The following is a 17,686-nucleotide window of genomic DNA, read 5'->3' as shown; positions in this document are numbered from 1 at the left end:
ACTAACCTCCTATCTGTTATGAAGTTAATGATCGCTTATATTTCTTTCATTCAATGGAAAGCGGAATTCTTTCCTAATGCGTTTGGCTACTTCTTCTGCGCTTAAATGGGTATTATTGATTCTGACATAATTGTTATAGGGTAGTTCACCGTTTTTTGAATTCATCCGGTGTTCTTTTTCCATGTTTAACAAGTTTTGCTCAGATGCTTCTAAATTATTTTTTGTTGCTTTATGTTCAAGTCTATTTGGTGTTTTATTTCTCTCTAATCTTTCATCTGTATCAGCCTCTAACTCCACAAAATAGATATCTGCATCCTCAGCTGTGAAGATATTACACATCGACTCAACAAATTTCCAATCCTCATCTTGGTCGAAGGCCCATACAAACGTGAAAATCATACCATCATGATCTGTCTTTATAAAAGACTTAAAAATTCCCTCGCGAAATATGGTTGATAATCGAAACATTTCTTGACTAAAACCAAAAAAAGGATGCAAAAGCTCTATCGTCATATGATTATGAAAAAGCTTTAAACCAGTCTGTTTTTCTAATTCCTGCCCAACTGTCATTTTACCAACAGCAGGAGGGCCGAATAATAATACTAATTTCATAGATTTCCTCCAGTTTAATTTTCTTATCTAGCATTTTAACATAAATATCCACTCGTAAAATGTGCTTCTAATCAAATGGTCAAGAATGTATCCCCGAATAGAACACTAAATGGTGTAGAACTCAACCATAAATCATGTGCATAAAAATATATCCGCGATAATTTTAATATATCCGCGAAAAAAACAATGTATCAGTGAATTTCAAGATATATCCGCGATTATCAGATTATATCCGCCAATTCAAGAATATATCCGCGAAAACAAAAATAGAGTCATTTGAAAGTCACACAAATCATAAAAATGTTCGATTCTGTCCCACAAACCCAATATCTACACCATTGTATGAAGCGCACGTAAATTATTTACATCATCTTCATAGTTGAATAGCACTCAATGTGATAAAAAGCCTGTCTCTATCCCACTAAACATCTAAACCCCACACCTAAAATCTATTATTTCCTAGATATTTCCTTTACATGATCTTAACCAATTTCAAACTTTCTATTTATACGTGCTTCATATTTCGCTAGTAAAGTAAGAGTTAGATAAAACAAAGCGAGGTGAGGTGCACATGGACTTACATATTCATTCGACCTTTTCAGACGGAGAGCTCACACCGACTCAAATTATCGAGGAAGCGGCAAAAAACGATCTATCTATCATTTCGATAACAGACCATGACGAAATCGGAGGATATCTGGATGCCATCAATATCGCTAGAAAAAAAGGCATCGATTTAATACCGGGCATTGAGTTGAACACAGACGGCGATGATGGAGAGCTACACATCCTAGGATATCATCTCGATCCTGTTCATCCGGCATTAACCGCACATATTAATTGGCGCCAAAAAGAACGCAATCAATGGGCCCAAAAAATCATCAATCGATTACATGAGCTAGGCTATCCAATCACTTTCCATGGTGCGAAGAAATGGGCGACCGGTGAAATTATTGTTCGCACGCATATCGCTTTAGAACTGGTAGACCAAGGGTATTTCCAAACACAAGAAAAAGCCTATGATTCTCTTTTGAAAAAAGGGGCAGATGCCTTTATCCAGCGTGCCTCTTTTACCGCAGCAGATGCGATTGCCCTGATTCATCAGGCTGGAGGTAAGGCGTTTCTTGCTCACCCTGGCATGTACAAGACAAATGTTGCTCCCGAGAAGCTCATAAGCTATGGATTAGATGGCATAGAAGTCTACCATCCTAGACACAGTGAAGCGGATATCTCCAAATGGAAGCACATCGCTGATGCCCATGATCTATTAATCTCAGGTGGCAGCGATCATCATGGGCCACATTCTCGCAATCCATTTTCAATCGGAAGTCAGGATATTCCAGAAGCTTGTAAAAATAATTGGCAACAGAAGGAGCTGAGTAAATGAAAGTGTTAATGTCCTCGACCCTTGCTTGGGCTTATCCGATCCCTGGTGTAATTAAACTTGCAGATATTTTCGGATTAGATGGAGTGGAAATCTGGACAGAGCAAATATATTTTCATCATACACCGCTTCAAGCAATTCAAGACGCAGTGAAAAGCAGCAATCAAATGCTCACCATGCATGCACCGAGCTGGGATATTAATATTGCTGCATTAAATAAAGGAATCAGAATGCAGTCACTCGCAGAAATTGAAAAAACGATCGAAATCGCAAAAGCAATTGGAGCAGATAATGTAACATTTCATCCTGGACGATTAATTCATGAGAACTGTTGGCATAAAAAGCAGGAGCAATTTATGGTAGAAAGCCTTTATCAGTTAGCTGAAAAAGCTGCTTCCAAAAATATAGAGATCTCGCTTGAGTTAATGGAAGAAAAACCAAAGGAACTAATCACAACACCTGATGCCATGAATCGTTTACTCGAAAAAATCCCAGAAAACATTCGTGTCACCTTTGACGTAGCCCACGTTCCAGTCGATATCAATCCTTTTACATATTTCCAAAGTCTTCAGCGAATCAACAAAATACATCTCAGTGATGCTACCCGAAAGAATTATCATGTGCCAATTGGAACAGGTGAAATTGATCTTCCAGATATGATAGAAGCTTGTGAAAACACAGATTTACCAACTGTAATTGAAGGCTTTGATCAACAAACTGGACTTAAACTATTAAAACAAAATATCGATGCATTAAAAGCAATGAGAAGTAGGAGGGAAACGGTTGAGAATATTAGTTACAAATGATGATGGTATCTTTCATCCTGGACTTGAGACGATGGTAAATGTACTCCAGCATTTTGGTGAAGTATATGTCGTCTGTCCTGATAAAGAAAGAAGTGCGATCAGTCATTCCATTACACTTAGAAATCCAATCAAAGCAATTCCAACCAATCTATTTACCTCAGGTGTATCCTCATGGATGATCAACGGGACACCAGCAGATTGTGTGAAATTAGCAATCGAGGTATTAATGAAAGAACCTCCAGATATCGTTTTTTCTGGTATTAATATTGGTCCTAATTTAGGTCGAGATATGTATTACTCTGGCACGATTGCAGGAGCAATGGAAGCTTCACTCAATCAGATTCCCTCTGTAGCCGTTTCACTTGCATCATTTGATAGCAATTATGTGAACTATCAACAGGTGAAAGCACTCTTTTATCAAATTGTGGAGGTGATTCTAGCAAATAAGACCCCAAATGGCATGATGCTAAACATCAATATGCCCTATACCTCCAAGGAATTATGTCGTGGTGTAAAAGTAGTTCCACTCGATATGGGAGTAGAGCGCTACCGTTATGTAGGGTTAAACGATCCGCACGGGCAGGTCTATTATTGGTTAAAGGATCAATATCAGCAATTAGAAGTGTTGAAAAAAGGCAAGGATTTCAGTGCTCTACGAGAAGGGTATGTCACGATTTCCCCCGTTGGAATGAAAGCAACAAATAGAAGGAAAATCGAACAATTAAATCGATGGTTTCAAACATTTAATAGAACGAAGGAGGAATTATTTCATGTTTAATATAAAAAGTTTTTTAGTCTTAATCCTATCCGTATTGGTGCTTGCTGCGTGTTCAGGTGAAACGTCTGGTAAAGAAAGTGGAGATCTGTCTGGTGAGTTGAATTTTTACACATCACAGCCTGACGCTGATGCAGAGCAATTAGTTGAAGCATATAAAGAAAAATATCCAGATGTAGATGTGTCCATTTACCGTTCTGGTACAGAAGAAGTAATTAGTAAGATTCAAGCAGAAAAAGAAGCAGGAGACGTTCAAGCTGATGTATTACTTGTAGCAGATGCAGTGACATTTGAAAGCTTAAAACAACAAGAAATGCTTCTTAGCTATGAATCAGAGGAAGCGGGAGCGATTCCAGCTAATTTTGTAGATGAAGAAAATATGTATTTTGGTACGAAAGTGATGTCCACAGCACTTGTAGTAAACACAGAAAATGTAACAGATCTTCCAACCTCATGGAATGTCTTAACAGAAGAAGCAGCTAATAATAACATGATCATGCCAAGTCCATTATACTCTGGGGCAGCAGCATATAATTTAGGCGTGATCACGAGAGATGATCGTTTTGGATGGGATTTTTATGAAAATATCGAAGCAAATGGCGCAACGATTACCCAGGGAAATGGTGCGGTCTTAAAAGGCGTAGCAGCAGGGGAAGCAGATTACGGCATGGTAGTTGATTTTATCGTAGCAAGAGCAGAAGCAGAAGGTTCTCCGGTAACGATCGTTTACCCTGAAGAAGGCGTTCCAGTTATCACCGAGCCAATTGGTATTATGAAGGATGCTGAAAACGAGGACGCAGCTAAAGCATTTGTTGACTTTGTCTTATCTGAAGAAGGCCAGCAGCTTGCGGTTGACATTGGGTATACACCAATTCGAGAAGGAATGGACGCACCTGAAGGCTTAAAAACAATTGATGAAATGGATGTAATAGAAGCAGACGTTAAGGAATTATACAAATCACGTGAAGAAGATAAAGGACGCTTTAATCAATTATTTGGAGAATAGGGTGCTTCGATGAATACAACACAGCCAAACAAGAGGATAATGCCAACACGTGCATTATCCTCCATGTTTCATTCAAAAAAATTAGGTAAAATTCTCGCACTTGTAGCTATTTTAATTATTTTTTTAGTACCGATCTATAGGCTTGTTCTCTTAAGCTTTCAACAAGATGGACAGCTTAGTCTCGCAAATTATACCAATCTACTCATGGACCCAAAGACGTGGGACGTACTTTATAATACGGTCATTATGGTCTTAGGCTCAACATTGATAGCTGTGACACTTGGCGTAACGCTAGCTTTTCTTGTTGCTTACACCGATATACGCGCAAAGAAATTGATGCAAATATTTTTTGTTTTACCATTTATTATCCCGTCTTATATTTCAACACTTGCCTGGACCCAATTTTTAGGCGCGAATGGCTTGTATGGAAAAATGGTCAGTGCCCTGCCGTTTTCACTCGAACCGATTAATTTATACAGCATGGCCGGAATTATCTTTGTACTTGGATTTTCGCATTACCCACTTGTCTATCTCCTGTCAGTTGGTGTGCTCCGAAAAATTCCGCGTGAATTGGAGCAAGCGTCAAGAGTCTCTGGTGCGAGTGCGTTTAATACATTTAAAAAAGTAACCCTGCCGTTAGCTCTTCCAGGCATTGCAAGTGGAGGATTCCTTGCATTTCTGGCCAACCTTGATAATTTTGGTATTCCTGCATTTTTAGGTATACCTGCACAAATAAGTGTATTAAGCACCTATATTTATCAGCAGGTAGTTGGTTTTGGTCCAACAGCATTCGAGCGTGCTGCAACACTTTCTGTTTTACTAGGGGTTGTTGCATTACTAGGGATTTTCATTCAATGGCTACTTTTAAAGAAATCAAAACGGATCGAAACAACTGTTGAAGATAAAAAGCCTAGGTTTTTGTTAGGTAAGAAAAGAATTTGGATTGAGGTATTTTTGTGGAGCTTCTTCCTTTTATCAAGTGTCGTACCTTTTGTCTCCATGGGAATGACGTCGCTCGTATCTGCCTATGGACTTGATTTTACACTAGAAAATATCACACTCAAAAACTATCAGTATATATTTGAAACTAGTGCAAAATCAGAGCGCGCTATTTTTAATAGTCTTAAACTAGCAGGGATTACTACACTAATTGGGATTGTACTTGGAACGGCGTTTGCTTATTATCGTGTTCGCAGACCGAACAAAACCAATCAGTTTCAGGAGCTTGCTATCAGCATGCCTTATGCTCTTCCAGGAACCGTAATGGCGCTATCGATGATATTTGCATGGATGGAACCAATTCCTGGCTTCAATCCAGGAATTTACGGGTCCATTTTGATTTTATTTATTGCTTATTTTACTCGCTTCTTTATTTTACAGGTGCGAGGAAGTATCACTGCTGTGATGCAGGTGGATATTACGATGGAAGAAGCTGCACAGGTAAGTGGTTCCAATGGATATTCTAAATGGAGAAAAATTTTATTACCGCTTCTTTTACCAGGAATATTAAGTGGAGCATTCTTAGTATTTTTAACAGCCCTGACCGAATTAACAGTGTCTTCCTTGTTATGGTCAAGTAATGCAGAAACTATTGGTGTCGTCATTTTTAGCTTTGAACAAGCGGGTTATAGCACCTATTCAACTGCATTTTCAAGTGTAATCATCGGCTTGATTGTTGTAGGCATGCTTTTGCTATATTTTATCGAGACTTATTGGAAAAGAAAGGTGGGGAAAGCCTAATGAGTGTGAAGATGGAGCAAATCGGTAAGAAATTCGGAACATTTGAAGCGTTAAAACAAATTGACCTTGAAGTAGAAACGGGTGAGTTTATTGCGATCCTTGGCCCGTCTGGGTGCGGAAAAACCACACTTTTACGCCTGTTAGCTGGATTTTTATCACCGACAGATGGGCAAATTTCTATTGAGGAAGAAGAAGTAGGAAATAGAAAAAAGAGTGTTCCACCAGAAAAACGAAATATCGGTATGGTATTTCAACAGTTTGCATTATGGCCACACCTTAACGTAGAAGAACATATTAAATTTCCATTGGAGCATCACCGCTTCTGCAGCAAAATGAGTACTAGTGAAAAGAAGAAGCGGGTCGAAGAGGTACTCGACATTGTTGAACTCAACCTTTTTAAAAAAAGAATGCCACAAGCACTTTCCGGTGGTCAAAAGCAGCGCGTAGCATTGGCAAGAGCAATTGCTCCAAGTCCCGCATTACTGTTAATGGATGAACCATTAAGTAACCTTGACGCAGAACTACGCATGGAAATGCGCAAGGAAATTCAAGCCTTGCACCGGTTAACCAAAGCTACGATTATTTATGTGACACATGACCAGGGTGAAGCGTTAGCAATGGCCGATCGCATCGTTGTAATGAATAAGGGAGAAATTGAACAGGTCGGTACGCCAAAAGAAATTTATACAAAGCCTACATCTACGTTTGTCGCAAGCTTTGTAGGAAAGGCAAATTTATTAAAAGGCGAATGGCAGGAAGATACCTTTAGACCTGGATTAAATAAAGCCTTACGCTTTAACGGAGAGGCTGTCACAAAAGAAATGAAAGCGAAGGGGTTATATCCCGTTCGACCTGAACAATTTCAGGTATTGCCAAGTGATGCGAATAAAGAAGGAATACCAGCAGTTATTACAAGTGTGCAGTACCAAGGGAAAGAAATCCATTATACCGTGCAAGCAGAACAGGGTGAGTGGACAGTACACACCGATATGTTTAGTAACTTTTCATTAGGCGACCAAATTTTCCTAACATTAGAAAATAGCTTTCGTGAAAAAGAAGCCTATCGACGTCCTCAATTAGTGCGTCAATCTTAAAGCAATATAATCGCTTACATGCTTGTGCTATGCTAAAATGGAGCCAATAATGAATGAAAGAGGTGGCTTTAATGAATAATTTAGAATTAGGAAAAAGTGGCATGCATGTCAGTGAAATTTCGTTAGGCTGTATGCGAATGGATCAGCTTGCAACACAGGAAGCTAACCGAGTGATAGAAAATGCACTAGAGCTTGGGATCGACTTTTTTGATCATGCAGATATATACGGTGGAGGACGTTCTGAGGAAATCTTTGCTGAGGCAATTGATATGAACCCGACCATCCGTGAGAAAATGGTACTGCAGACAAAGTGCGGGATTCGTGATGGTTCCTTTGACTTTTCTAAAGGACATATTTTAAATTCTGTAGAAGGAAGCTTGAAGCGCCTAAATACAGACTACATAGATGTGCTCCTACTGCATCGTCCGGATGCTTTAGTCGAACCAGAAGAAGTAGCGGAAGCTTTTTCTGAGTTAAAAAGAAGCGGTAAAGTCAAACACTTTGGTGTAAGTAACCATAATCCGATGCAAATTGAATTATTGAAAAAATATGTTGACCATGATTTGATCGCTAATCAATTGCAATTCAGCTTAATGTTCACACCTATGATTGATGCAGGACTTAATGTGAATATGGAGCACGATCCAGCAATTGTACGTGACGGTGGTGTGCTCGATTACAGTCGTTTACATGATATGACAGTGCAGCCTTGGTCACCATTCCAGCACGGATTCTTTGAAGGTGTATTCGTTGGGAATGATGATTTCCCTGAATTAAATCAAAAATTAGATGAAATCGCTGAAGCAAAAGGCGTTACAGCAACAACAATTGCGATTGCATGGATATTGCGTCATCCAGCACGCATGCAACCTGTTGTGGGTACGATGAATCCAGAGCGATTAAAAGAAATAGCCAAAGCCTCTGACGTTAAATTAACACGTGAAGAATGGTATGAGTTATACAGAGTAGCAGGCAATAAATTACCGTAAAGCCTAAATATCAGACATAAAAATAATCCGAACGATTTTGAGGTATCTCAAATCAGTTCGGATTATTTTTTTAACAAGCTTTATCAGCTGTAGGTTTGAAATAATGTTTGATTAAAAGTGTTGTTCAAACTCTCTTTTTACAGCAAACAAAAAGAATACATCTTGAGAAAAATAGATAAAAATGAATTCTTTATTTGTGATGGTCTGTGCAATTATCATAAAAAAAATAGATCATTTTTTGCTTTTGATTTCCCACAATCGCGTTCGATTGTCAAAGACTGTACAAAATAGTGATCTTATTTAATTGGAATCCAGATTTCTGAGTAATAATCTGGGCTATGGGGATCCCCATCCATATATGACTCAAATTCTAGAGTACCTGCATGCTTATACCCGGTGGATGGAAACCATTCGGAGAAAATTTGTTTCCACGTATTTTGCATCGCAGCAGGCATTGGTCCATGCACTTCAAAAACCGCCCATTTGGAAGCAGGAATTTCTAATCCAAGCATCCCTTCTGGAACTTCTCCAGCGTACGAGGTGGCCACCCAATAATCAAAAACATTAGTCTTTCTTTGCTCTTCACTGAGTTCTCCACAAACACCTAAAACACCATTTACTAACCCGTCATTCAGTTGAAATAGCAAATCACTTGTTCCATTTTGATTGACCTCTTCCCAAAATTCTGGAATTCCTATTACGTTTTCTTCCTCTTCCACACAAGAAAACTCTCGCTTAATCCCAACAACTTTAATCGCATTCTTCTCCACGACACTATACTTCATTGGTTCTGCCCCTTTCAAGATTACCTGGATAATCAGGCGGTTATAGGATTGTAGCTTCCCCTTATTCTTTCGCGCTTCACTTGGAGCAACCCCGTGTTGTCTGCGAAAAGCCTTTGAAAAAGCCTCTGGAGTTTCATAACCATATTTATTAGCAAGGTCAATAATCTTCGCATCTGTAGTCAGTAATTCTTCTCCGGCCAATGTTAGTCGCCGCCTTCTTATATAGTCACCAATCGTAATATCTGTTAAAACTGCAAATGTTCGTTGGAAATGAAAAGGTGACACATTGGCTTGTTTAGAAATACTGTCTATCGTAATATTCTTCAATATATTTTTCTCCATGTACTCAATTGCCTTTTGTATTGTTTCCACCCCTGCCATGGTTATCAACTCCTTATTTTCATCTTAGCAACTTTTAAAGAAAATATCCTGTCAATTTATGCTTTGTTGTGGCAGGTTCTATGCATTTAATGTAAAAAGGACAGATTTGGTGAAAACTAACAAGAATGTATATATAGTGGTTAATCTTTAACATTTAATTAATCGTGTTTGAACATGTTTTTTAGAACATACTCTTACTATTTGTCTTTGGTTAGAGAGTATAAACGATGATTTAATAAAACTTTTCAACAGCTACAACAAAACCAATTCTTCCACAATCTAGACCGTTTATGGAATAATACTTAATTTTATTGTAAGCATAAAAAGCCATTTGGACAACACAAACAAACGTCTCGACATTATTTTAAAGCTACAATTAGAGACATTTTATCCCAAGAGGTTTTTCTTATCAAATTCGGTATATCTTTATTGCAAATCAACATCAGCGTTTTGTCAAAATACTTTGCTCCTGGTGGACGTGGCTTTATTAAGTTCAAAAATAAAGACCCCGTCAAATACAGTTTCTGACGGAGTCTTCATATTTTTTGTTTGGACTGATATATCCGGTTATTTTATTATGATTTAATCTTGCGGTCGTTCCTTTAGCTCTTCTCCGTTTTTCCCTTGGAACCTGAGTCCCCAACCAGTTAAGGCAGCTATAAGCATAACAATCACTAAGAACCAGCCTTGGAAAACAAACGGGAAGACAGATGTAGGAGCGACAATGGGTAGCCACTCGTAGGTTTCCTGCATCATACTAATCGTTGACCAACCTAGTAAAACTGGTGCACCCCAAGGGAAGATATATCCCAGTGCTGACGTGATAGCGTCAAGCATGTTCGCTCTTCTATAGCTATGAATTTTATATTTTTCACCAATTTCACGTACAAATGGTGCTGCAGCAATTTCAGCAGCAGTATTAATCGTGATAGCACTATTTAATAGAGCAACTATTGCCCACATGGAGAGTTCTGCACGTTTTACAGAATTCTTGATCCATTTCATTAAAGTCTTTGTAATAACCTGCATCGTTCCACCAAGTTTTAAAAGATGGGCAGCAGCAACAATTAATAATATAAGAATGGCCATATTCATATAACCGACTATCCCATTGACTAGAGCGCCTTCAATGATGGTATCAGATTCTGGATTAAAGCTAATCACCTGGCTAATCGAACCGACAGGGAAAATCATAATCCAGACAATACCAGAAATTATCCCCCACGTAAGTGATGTAATAATGTGGTGACCAGATAATGCTAGATAAAGGACGATAAAAAAAGGAATTAGCATTAATAATCCACTGGGACTCGTATCGGTATTAAAGCTTGCTTGATCCTGAAATGTTCCACCGCCACCTAAGACGATAAATAAAATCAATGCTGGAACGGTAGCTGCAATTGCATATTTGAAACGACTTCGAACGACACCAGGAACATCAGCATTTTGTGTAGTCGCAGAAACGATCGTCGTGTCTGAAACTGGTGCAAGATTATCACCAAATACCGCACCTGCTAGGATAGCAGCGAATAAAATGGTAGGATCAGCCCCTGTTGCAACACCTGCAGGAAACATTAATGTACAAAAAGCTACGGTTGTCCCGTATCCTGTTCCAACAGCAGTCGAAAAAACTGCCGCTAAAATAAAAGTAAGTCCAACAAATAGGCCGCCTGTAAATCCGGTAATTGTACCAATCCAAACAAGTCCTTCTACAAGACCACCAACCTGAAGTACTTGCGCAAACATACCGGCATAAAACCAGGCAACGATTGCAACAACTCCAATTGGCTGTGCTAGACCATCAAATAAACCTTGTGCATAGTCTGCCCATTTACTCTTTGAGAAAAAAAGACCGAGCGTAATCCCAAATATCGCACCTAAAACTAGTGCAGTTTCAGATGATAATTGCAAAACACTAATGGTAATGGCCCAAATCACGAAAAACAAAAGAGGGACTGCTGCACCAAAAGCTCCGAATCTAAACTTTAAGGAATGAATTTTGTTTTTTTCATTTTGTTCCATATTTTTTTCTTGTGACATGTTGCTCCTCCTCATACGATCATATAAATAATTTTTGGTATTATTGCATATCTAGTTCCACTTAAATGTTCTTAATGGCAGAAGTTTAGGAGTATTTCCATCAATAATTAAATTGTTTTCTAAATGTTTTTCGAGGATTTTTAAAAATAATTTTAAAAATCATATAGCTCTTCTAACAGAATGCTCATTTTATTCTACCATAAGAGAAACCTATAAAAATAATAAATTATGTATAAATAATCACAATTTTCTGCTTAAATAGATTCGATTTAATATTATTAGGGTATTCAAAAAATCGTTTCCCAATAAAAAATCCTTTCTAAGGATTTGGTAATAATCCAAATCCCAAAAAAGGACTCCTCTGTCGATAAGTTAATCGACTTACATCACTATTTTTTGTCAAGATAATCACGTATATAATCTTTTTTAATTACATAATCGAAAAAAATCTTAATAACTACAACTCCTGCTGGAATTATAGAATGTATCCATAATGGTCTGTTGGGATTTTCTGTTGCAGGTTCTGCAATTAAGAAAAAATAAGCCAAAACGAAACAATAAATTAAGGATAATGTAGTAGCCGTAATATTGAGTTTTTTCTTTTTCATAAAACCATCACCTTTCGAAAAAACAACACCAGCAGGGAATAAGTTTATGGTAACAAAGAATATTGAAAGAATAAATTCATTCATATGGGTTATTATGTAATTTAAAGCAAATTAATACTTTATTATTTAGCAACTATTGACGATTATTTCTGGTAAAGATTGCTGGATCTAAATTAAACTCAAATACGAGTTGTCCTATCAACTCTGCGAAAAGCAACAATTATGAAATATAGTAGAATTAAAACCAGTACATTTGGTTTCATTCTTACCTGTTAATCTATATACTTCTGATAGCTAACCGATAATCATGTATAGTAAGAGTAAGAGCAGAAATTAAAATTATACACGTAGAAAGGATACTGCAAAATGACAAATATTATTTTGACTACAGAAAGCGGAGCAGATTTACCTAAAGATGTTGTCGAAAGCGAAACTGTTAAAGTGGTTCCGATGCACGTTATTATGGATGGCAAAGATTATTTAGATGGTTCCTTACCAGTAGAGGACATTTTTGACTTTTATAACCGAACGAAAAAGATACCTTCAACGACAGCGACGAATATCCATGAATATGAACAGTTTTTTAATGATATTAAAGCGAAAAATCCGGGGTCTGTTATTGTGCATATTGGATATACATCTAAAGCATCTTCTTCATTTCAAAATTGCGTAATCGCGACGGAAGAAATGGATGATATATATCTGATCGACGCCTTAAATGTAACCGGTGGATTAGCAGCTATTGTGTTGTATGCAGTGAACTTATTGGAAAAAGAACCAGCAATCGAACCTGAGAAATTAGTGGAAAAAATACAAAATATCGTCCCGAAATCCAGACTAGCATTTGTTCCAGGTAGTTTGGAATTTTTAAAAGCGGGTGGAAGAGTTAGTAATATGGCTTATCTTGGTGGGGCACTATTAAAAATAAAGCCTTGTATTGAATTAAAAGATGGTAAGCTTGTTTCTACTAAAAAATATCGAGGAAAAATGAGTGTGGTTATTGAAAAACTAATTCAAGAGTATTTCAATCAATATAATCTTGATAAAGAGCAACTATTTTTTATTTATTCGATCGGTATCGATGAAAAAATCAAAAAGAATATAACAGAAATAGCAAAAGAAAATGGTTTTGAAAATATCACTTGGTTACAAGCTGGGGCAATGATTTCTTCTCATGCTGGGCCTGGAGGATTAGGAGTCGCCGGGATAGAAAAAGAGTAAGAAATGCTTTTTTATCAAACGAATAGGCAGTCTTAAATTCCTGGACTATTTAATATGATATGGCTGTTTAGAAGGTAAGCATTGAATATTATCTAGTGGATATTCATTTCATTCGAAAACAAGGATAAGAATAGATCTAAAAATATTTTTTTGAGTTAACTGTTTTTTTCAATAATAAGAGTAGTGATGAGGAAAAAATAAAATAAATAAACTTTGTGGATGGTGGTAAAAATATTTTATATAAAAGAAATGGAAAGGGATGACCTTAATTTTTTAAAGGATATGTTATATGAATCTCTTCATATTCCTCAAAACAAACCATCCAAAGAAGAATTATTAAGCTTGCCTAATATTAAAAAGTATTATGTTGATTGGGGAAGAAAAGGTGATAAAGCCCTGATTGCGTATAATTTGGAAGGGGAAAAAGTGGGAGCTGCATGGTATAGATTATTTGATAGTGAGAACAAAGGCTACGGGTACGTGGATTCAAACACACCTGAATTGGGCTTAGCAGTTAAGAAAGTGCTAAGAGGCAGAGGTTTAGGATTTTTGTTAATGAGGAAGATTATTGAGCACGCAAAAAATGATGGTTTTAAATCTATATCATTAAGTGTAGACGAAGAAAATAGTAATGCAATTCATGTTTATAAAAAATTAGGCTTTAAGGGTTATGATTTTGATGGAAGCTCTCATACAATGATTTTAATAATTTAATATTTATAACTACATGAAGAGTTAAATAAAAACTATATAACCCAAACGGTTGTGGTTGAACAAGACAATTTGAATAAACATAAAAAACTTGAATACATAACTTATTCAAGTTTTTTATGTTCTAAAATCAAATGTTTAGAAGGATTAAAGATAAGTCGAAAATATGCCAAGGGTTAGGTTATTATATAATTTTCTTACGATAAGTAATCTTTGTATGCTAATCTTCTAGCATTCACCAGCAATAAAACTCTCTGATGGATGAACCAGTTTTCAAAAATCAATTTTTCCATTTCACCCAAAATACTAATGGAACGAGAAGTAGGGCTAAGATACCACCAATCACTGATAAACTGATAAAACTTGCTCCTGCAACAACCATACCTGAGATGGCACCACCTGAAGCGCCGGATAAAGCGATGAACACATCTGCTTTACCTTGCGTTTTCGCACGAGTGACTGGTGTGGTAGCATCAACGATTAATGCAGTGCCACTAATTACACCAAAGTTCCATCCGAGTCCAAGTAAAGCTAAAGACATAATTAATACTGGCAAGGAATCAGAAGGTGCAACGGCGGGTAAGATTCCTGCAAAAAGCAAGGTGACTCCTGAGGCCACAGCCATTATTACCCGACCGATTTTATCGACCAAAATCCCCGTCACAAGGGAAGGAAGGTACATTGCTCCAATGTGAACTCCTATTACCATACCGATTGCACCTAGACTATGACCATGATCCCCCATATGTACAGGGGTCATGGTCATTATCGCGACCATTACAAGCTGGCTCGTTACCATAATAATGGTACCTAGAGCCACTCCATGTTTTAATGTCCTTACTGTTTTAGATTGATGCGTATCTCCTTTTACATTGCTCTCTTCGTCTTTTCGAACAATGGCTTGAGAAAGTAATAATGGATCTGGTCGTAAAAAACCAAATAAGATAAGTCCAGCAAAAATATAAGCAACACCAGCAAGAATAAATGGACCTGATAATGCTGGAACACCAATACTAACAGCAAAGTCGCCCATCACATCGACTAAATTTGGTCCAGCAACCGCACCAAAAGTAGTAGAAACCATTGCTATACTGACAGCTGTAGCGCGTTGTGTATCTTTAGCAAGATCTGTTCCAGCATATCTTGCTTGCAAGTTAGTAGCGGTTCCAGCACCATAAATAAGTAAAAAGATAAATAAGAGCCAAATATTATTTAATACTGCTGCTAAAACGATACCTAAAGCGCCGAGTCCACCACTAATAAAACCGAAAGATAATCCAAACCTTCTTCCATATCTTTGTGATAAGCGACCTACAATAAGTGCAGCGCCTGCTGAACCTAATGTAAAAAGTCCAACAGGTAGTCCCGCATAACTGTCTGTTCCTAGCATATCCTTTGCGAGTAAGGCACCAACTGTAATTCCTGCTGCGAGTCCAGCGCCTCCAAATATTTGGGAAAGTACAACAATAAATAGTGTTTTTTTGTAGAGTTTTTCCTGTTTTTGTTCATCATGCTTATATTGTTCAATTAAAGTGTTTTCCTTAGTTTTCATCTTGATTACCTTCTTTTTCATTCGTATTCCAATACGTTTTCCAGGTGAATACATTGCCAGCGAAAGTGGTTGCTTGATACCCTTTCTTTTTCAAAAAATCAACTGCTTCTTGTGACATTAAACAGTAATTACCACGGCAATATGCAACAACGGAAGCTGTCTTTGGTAATAAAGTTAGTTTTTCCTCGAGTTGTGCTAGCGGAATCGATATTGCTCCTGGAATATGCTCTTCTTCATATTCGTTTGTCGGTCTGACATCCAGCAAAATCGTTGGTTCTTCCTTTAGTCTTTGATCGAGCTCGGAAGCTGATATAGCTTCAATTTGGGAATCGTTCGCTAGGAAAGATTTTTCAATCTCTTTAATTTCTTTTACACGTTTATTAGCAATTCTCTGTAACGTGAAGAATAATTCAGTCGTATCTTTATCAGCAATTGAATAGTAGAAGTAATTTTTTTCACGACGTTTATCTACTAATTGGGCTTGTGCCAAAACCTGTAGATGCTGTGACACACTAGCAACAGAAATATTCGTGGTACGAGAAAGTGAATCTACTGTACTTTCCCCTTGTGTCAAAATTTCCAAAATTAGGACTCTTTTTGGGTTGGCCAGCGCTTTTCCAAGTAGGCCATACACTTGGCTGATTTCATTACTCCATGTTTTTAAATCCTGCATGGTTCATCACCTCATCTATTCAATGGATTTGTTGAATAGATAAATTGTAATCAATTTTTTATCACCCGTCAATGATGGGAGACCGAACAAATTTTTCGTGATAAGAGTTGAGGCATGTATAATAATCATGAAGGGAGATGAACAATATGGATGAAGAGGTTCAACTATCGTTCGCACAATTGGAACATGAAGATAAGCAAGTACAATATGAAGCATATTTAAAACTATTAGACTTTATGCAACTAGAAGTTGATTGGGTATATGAAGTCTGGGATGAACTTGTTGTCGATCTTGATCACAAGGATGCACATAAACGATCAAGAGCAGCTCAATTTTTAGCCCATTTAGCAAAAAGTGATTATGAGGAAAGAATTTTTGATGACTTTAATAAAATATGGCAGGTTACATATGATTCAAAGTTTGTAACTTTACGACATAGCCTTCAATCAATCTGGAGAATTGGCTTAGCTGGAAAGACGCAACGTAAGCTTGTTGTTACTAATTTATCTAATCGTTTTCAAGCATGTATTGATGAGAAAAATGATACCTTAATTCGCTTTGATATTATCAGTAGTATGCATCATTTATATATGGAAACAGAAGACACAAAGGTTAAAAAAGAAGCCTTGGATCTCATTGGCTTAGAGGAAAGAGAAAAGTATAAAAAGAAATATCAGAAGGTTTGGAAGGAGGATATGTGATGACAAATCATTGGGATGAAAAATTTTCAAATAAGGAATACCTATATGGAAAAAGGCCAAATGCTTTTATAGAGGAGATGCTTCCTAAGCTTGATGCTGGTAACGTATTAGCTTTAGCAGAAGGCGAGGGTCGCAATGCGGTTTTTGCAGCTAAGCTTGGCCATAACGTAACTGCATGGGACTATTCCAAGGTTGGCCTAGAAAAAATGAGTCAACTAGCAGAAGAAGCGGGTGTCGAGATCACTAAAGAAGAGGTTGACTTAACAAAATCAACAGAATGGCCAAAAGAAGCTTTTGATATCGTTTTTAATATATTTGGCCATATTGGTAACTTGAAAGTTAGAGAAGAGTTGTATCAGCAAATAAAACAAACTACAAAACCAAAAGGTTCAGTCCTGATAGAAATGTATTCCAAGGATCAGCTTTCCTATCAAACAGGGGGACCAAAGAAAGAGGACATGCTTTGTACGCCTGATGAATTTTTAACAGCTTTTAAGGATTTTAAAGTAAAGCATTTCTTTTATGGTGAAAAAAATAGACAAGAGGGAGCCGGTCATAACGGAACCTCCCATCTTATCCAGCTATGGGCAGAAAAGCCGGCGGAATAG

General features: G+C 37.3%; 17 protein-coding genes. 11 read left to right on the top strand and 6 right to left on the bottom strand.

What is annotated here, in order from left to right:
* Nucleotides 1-24: 24 nt before the first annotated feature.
* Entirely contained in the window at nucleotides 25-612 is a 588-nt protein-coding gene (locus DFR57_RS04875; protein ID WP_114352032.1) for an AAA family ATPase, read from the bottom strand.
* 571 nt (nucleotides 613-1,183) lie between these two features.
* On the opposite strand from DFR57_RS04875, the gene DFR57_RS04870 reads away from it, so the two are divergent.
* The 7 genes from DFR57_RS04870 (at nucleotide 1,184) to DFR57_RS04840 (ending at nucleotide 8,406) form a co-directional block, all read left to right on the top strand.
* Entirely contained in the window at nucleotides 1,184-1,999 is an 816-nt protein-coding gene (locus DFR57_RS04870) for a PHP domain-containing protein (RefSeq protein WP_114352031.1), read from the top strand.
* Nucleotides 1,996-2,802, top strand: coding sequence for a sugar phosphate isomerase/epimerase family protein (locus tag DFR57_RS04865; protein ID WP_114352030.1), 807 nt, complete (start codon nucleotides 1,996-1,998; stop codon nucleotides 2,800-2,802). Before DFR57_RS04870 ends, DFR57_RS04865 begins: the two co-directional genes overlap by 4 nt.
* The gene (gene surE / locus DFR57_RS04860) at nucleotides 2,780-3,580 is read left to right on the top strand and encodes a 5'/3'-nucleotidase SurE (protein WP_114352029.1); all 801 of its coding nucleotides are present in this window, start codon (nucleotides 2,780-2,782) and stop codon (nucleotides 3,578-3,580) included. Before DFR57_RS04865 ends, surE begins: the two co-directional genes overlap by 23 nt.
* On the top strand, nucleotides 3,573-4,583 hold the full coding sequence (locus DFR57_RS04855) for an ABC transporter substrate-binding protein (protein WP_114352028.1): 1,011 nt from the start codon (nucleotides 3,573-3,575) through the stop codon (nucleotides 4,581-4,583). The genes surE and DFR57_RS04855 overlap by 8 nt, the downstream gene beginning before the upstream one ends.
* Before the next feature lie 9 nt (nucleotides 4,584-4,592).
* Nucleotides 4,593-6,323: an ABC transporter permease gene (locus DFR57_RS04850; protein ID WP_114352027.1), complete on the top strand. Its 1,731-nt coding sequence runs from the start codon at nucleotides 4,593-4,595 to the stop codon at nucleotides 6,321-6,323.
* Nucleotides 6,323-7,417 (top strand): ABC transporter ATP-binding protein, encoded by a 1,095-nt coding sequence (locus DFR57_RS04845; protein WP_114352026.1) that lies wholly within the window; start codon nucleotides 6,323-6,325, stop codon nucleotides 7,415-7,417. Before DFR57_RS04850 ends, DFR57_RS04845 begins: the two co-directional genes overlap by 1 nt.
* 71 nt (nucleotides 7,418-7,488) lie before the next feature.
* On the top strand, nucleotides 7,489-8,406 hold the full coding sequence (locus DFR57_RS04840) for an aldo/keto reductase (RefSeq protein WP_114352124.1): 918 nt from the start codon (nucleotides 7,489-7,491) through the stop codon (nucleotides 8,404-8,406).
* A gap of 296 nt (nucleotides 8,407-8,702) precedes the next feature.
* Here DFR57_RS04840 and DFR57_RS04835 read toward each other — a convergent pair whose 3' ends face one another.
* The 3 genes from DFR57_RS04835 to DFR57_RS04825 all read right to left on the bottom strand — a co-directional run bounded on the left by DFR57_RS04835 (nucleotide 8,703) and on the right by DFR57_RS04825 (nucleotide 12,220).
* The gene (locus tag DFR57_RS04835; protein WP_114352025.1) at nucleotides 8,703-9,572 is read right to left on the bottom strand and encodes an AraC family transcriptional regulator; all 870 of its coding nucleotides are present in this window, start codon (nucleotides 9,570-9,572) and stop codon (nucleotides 8,703-8,705) included.
* A gap of 582 nt (nucleotides 9,573-10,154) precedes the next feature.
* Nucleotides 10,155-11,612 (bottom strand): Na+/H+ antiporter NhaC family protein, encoded by a 1,458-nt coding sequence (locus tag DFR57_RS04830; protein WP_114352024.1) that lies wholly within the window; start codon nucleotides 11,610-11,612, stop codon nucleotides 10,155-10,157.
* A gap of 389 nt (nucleotides 11,613-12,001) precedes the next feature.
* On the bottom strand, nucleotides 12,002-12,220 hold the full coding sequence (locus tag DFR57_RS04825) for a hypothetical protein (RefSeq protein WP_114352023.1): 219 nt from the start codon (nucleotides 12,218-12,220) through the stop codon (nucleotides 12,002-12,004).
* A gap of 366 nt (nucleotides 12,221-12,586) precedes the next feature.
* Here DFR57_RS04825 and DFR57_RS04820 point away from each other — a divergent pair, with 366 nt between their 5' ends.
* Nucleotides 12,587-13,441: a DegV family protein gene (locus tag DFR57_RS04820; RefSeq protein WP_114352022.1), complete on the top strand. Its 855-nt coding sequence runs from the start codon at nucleotides 12,587-12,589 to the stop codon at nucleotides 13,439-13,441.
* 219 nt (nucleotides 13,442-13,660) lie between these two features.
* Nucleotides 13,661-14,155, top strand: a complete 495-nt coding sequence (locus DFR57_RS04815; protein ID WP_245937391.1) for a GNAT family N-acetyltransferase — start codon at nucleotides 13,661-13,663, stop codon at nucleotides 14,153-14,155.
* Between the two features lie 277 nt (nucleotides 14,156-14,432).
* Here the strand turns inward: DFR57_RS04815 and DFR57_RS04810 are convergent, their stop codons facing one another.
* Together DFR57_RS04810 and DFR57_RS04805 are read right to left on the bottom strand one after the other, a co-directional pair.
* Nucleotides 14,433-15,704 carry an MFS transporter gene (locus DFR57_RS04810; RefSeq protein ID WP_114352021.1) on the bottom strand — a complete coding sequence of 424 codons (1,272 nt, stop codon included), beginning with the start codon at nucleotides 15,702-15,704 and terminating at the stop codon, nucleotides 14,433-14,435.
* Nucleotides 15,694-16,377 (bottom strand): ArsR/SmtB family transcription factor, encoded by a 684-nt coding sequence (locus DFR57_RS04805; RefSeq protein ID WP_114352020.1) that lies wholly within the window; start codon nucleotides 16,375-16,377, stop codon nucleotides 15,694-15,696. The genes DFR57_RS04810 and DFR57_RS04805 overlap by 11 nt, the downstream gene beginning before the upstream one ends.
* Before the next feature lie 146 nt (nucleotides 16,378-16,523).
* Here DFR57_RS04805 and DFR57_RS04800 point away from each other — a divergent pair, with 146 nt between their 5' ends.
* Together DFR57_RS04800 and DFR57_RS04795 are read left to right on the top strand one after the other, a co-directional pair.
* Nucleotides 16,524-17,078: a hypothetical protein gene (locus DFR57_RS04800; protein WP_114352019.1), complete on the top strand. Its 555-nt coding sequence runs from the start codon at nucleotides 16,524-16,526 to the stop codon at nucleotides 17,076-17,078.
* Entirely contained in the window at nucleotides 17,078-17,686 is a 609-nt protein-coding gene (locus DFR57_RS04795; protein WP_114352018.1) for a class I SAM-dependent methyltransferase, read from the top strand. The genes DFR57_RS04800 and DFR57_RS04795 overlap by 1 nt, the downstream gene beginning before the upstream one ends.

This window comes from Saliterribacillus persicus, assembly GCF_003337485.1.
In the GTDB taxonomy this organism is placed as follows: Bacteria; Bacillota; Bacilli; order Bacillales; family Amphibacillaceae; genus Saliterribacillus; species Saliterribacillus persicus.
Note: the sequence above shows the minus strand (reverse complement) of the source record. Positions and strands in the feature narration are given on the sequence as shown.

Bases quoted from the DNA above. Each gene is read 5' to 3' on its own strand.
- DFR57_RS04845 (WP_114352026.1), top strand. From the start codon at position 6,323: ATGAGTGTGAAGATGGAGCAAATCGGTAAGAAATTCGGAACATTTGAA.
- DFR57_RS04810 (WP_114352021.1), bottom strand. From the start codon at position 15,704: ATGAAAACTAAGGAAAACACTTTAATTGAACAATATAAGCATGATGAA.
- DFR57_RS04830 (WP_114352024.1), bottom strand. From the start codon at position 11,612: ATGTCACAAGAAAAAAATATGGAACAAAATGAAAAAAACAAAATTCAT.
- DFR57_RS04795 (WP_114352018.1), top strand. From the start codon at position 17,078: ATGACAAATCATTGGGATGAAAAATTTTCAAATAAGGAATACCTATAT.
- DFR57_RS04825 (WP_114352023.1), bottom strand. From the start codon at position 12,220: ATGAAAAAGAAAAAACTCAATATTACGGCTACTACATTATCCTTAATT.
- DFR57_RS04835 (WP_114352025.1), bottom strand. From the start codon at position 9,572: ATGGCAGGGGTGGAAACAATACAAAAGGCAATTGAGTACATGGAGAAA.
- DFR57_RS04820 (WP_114352022.1), top strand. From the start codon at position 12,587: ATGACAAATATTATTTTGACTACAGAAAGCGGAGCAGATTTACCTAAA.
- DFR57_RS04855 (WP_114352028.1), top strand. From the start codon at position 3,573: ATGTTTAATATAAAAAGTTTTTTAGTCTTAATCCTATCCGTATTGGTG.
- DFR57_RS04815 (WP_245937391.1), top strand. From the start codon at position 13,661: ATGGTGGTAAAAATATTTTATATAAAAGAAATGGAAAGGGATGACCTT.
- DFR57_RS04850 (WP_114352027.1), top strand. From the start codon at position 4,593: ATGAATACAACACAGCCAAACAAGAGGATAATGCCAACACGTGCATTA.
- DFR57_RS04805 (WP_114352020.1), bottom strand. From the start codon at position 16,377: ATGCAGGATTTAAAAACATGGAGTAATGAAATCAGCCAAGTGTATGGC.
- DFR57_RS04870 (WP_114352031.1), top strand. From the start codon at position 1,184: ATGGACTTACATATTCATTCGACCTTTTCAGACGGAGAGCTCACACCG.
- DFR57_RS04800 (WP_114352019.1), top strand. From the start codon at position 16,524: ATGGATGAAGAGGTTCAACTATCGTTCGCACAATTGGAACATGAAGAT.
- DFR57_RS04840 (WP_114352124.1), top strand. From the start codon at position 7,489: ATGAATAATTTAGAATTAGGAAAAAGTGGCATGCATGTCAGTGAAATT.
- DFR57_RS04865 (WP_114352030.1), top strand. From the start codon at position 1,996: ATGAAAGTGTTAATGTCCTCGACCCTTGCTTGGGCTTATCCGATCCCT.
- DFR57_RS04875 (WP_114352032.1), bottom strand. From the start codon at position 612: ATGAAATTAGTATTATTATTCGGCCCTCCTGCTGTTGGTAAAATGACA.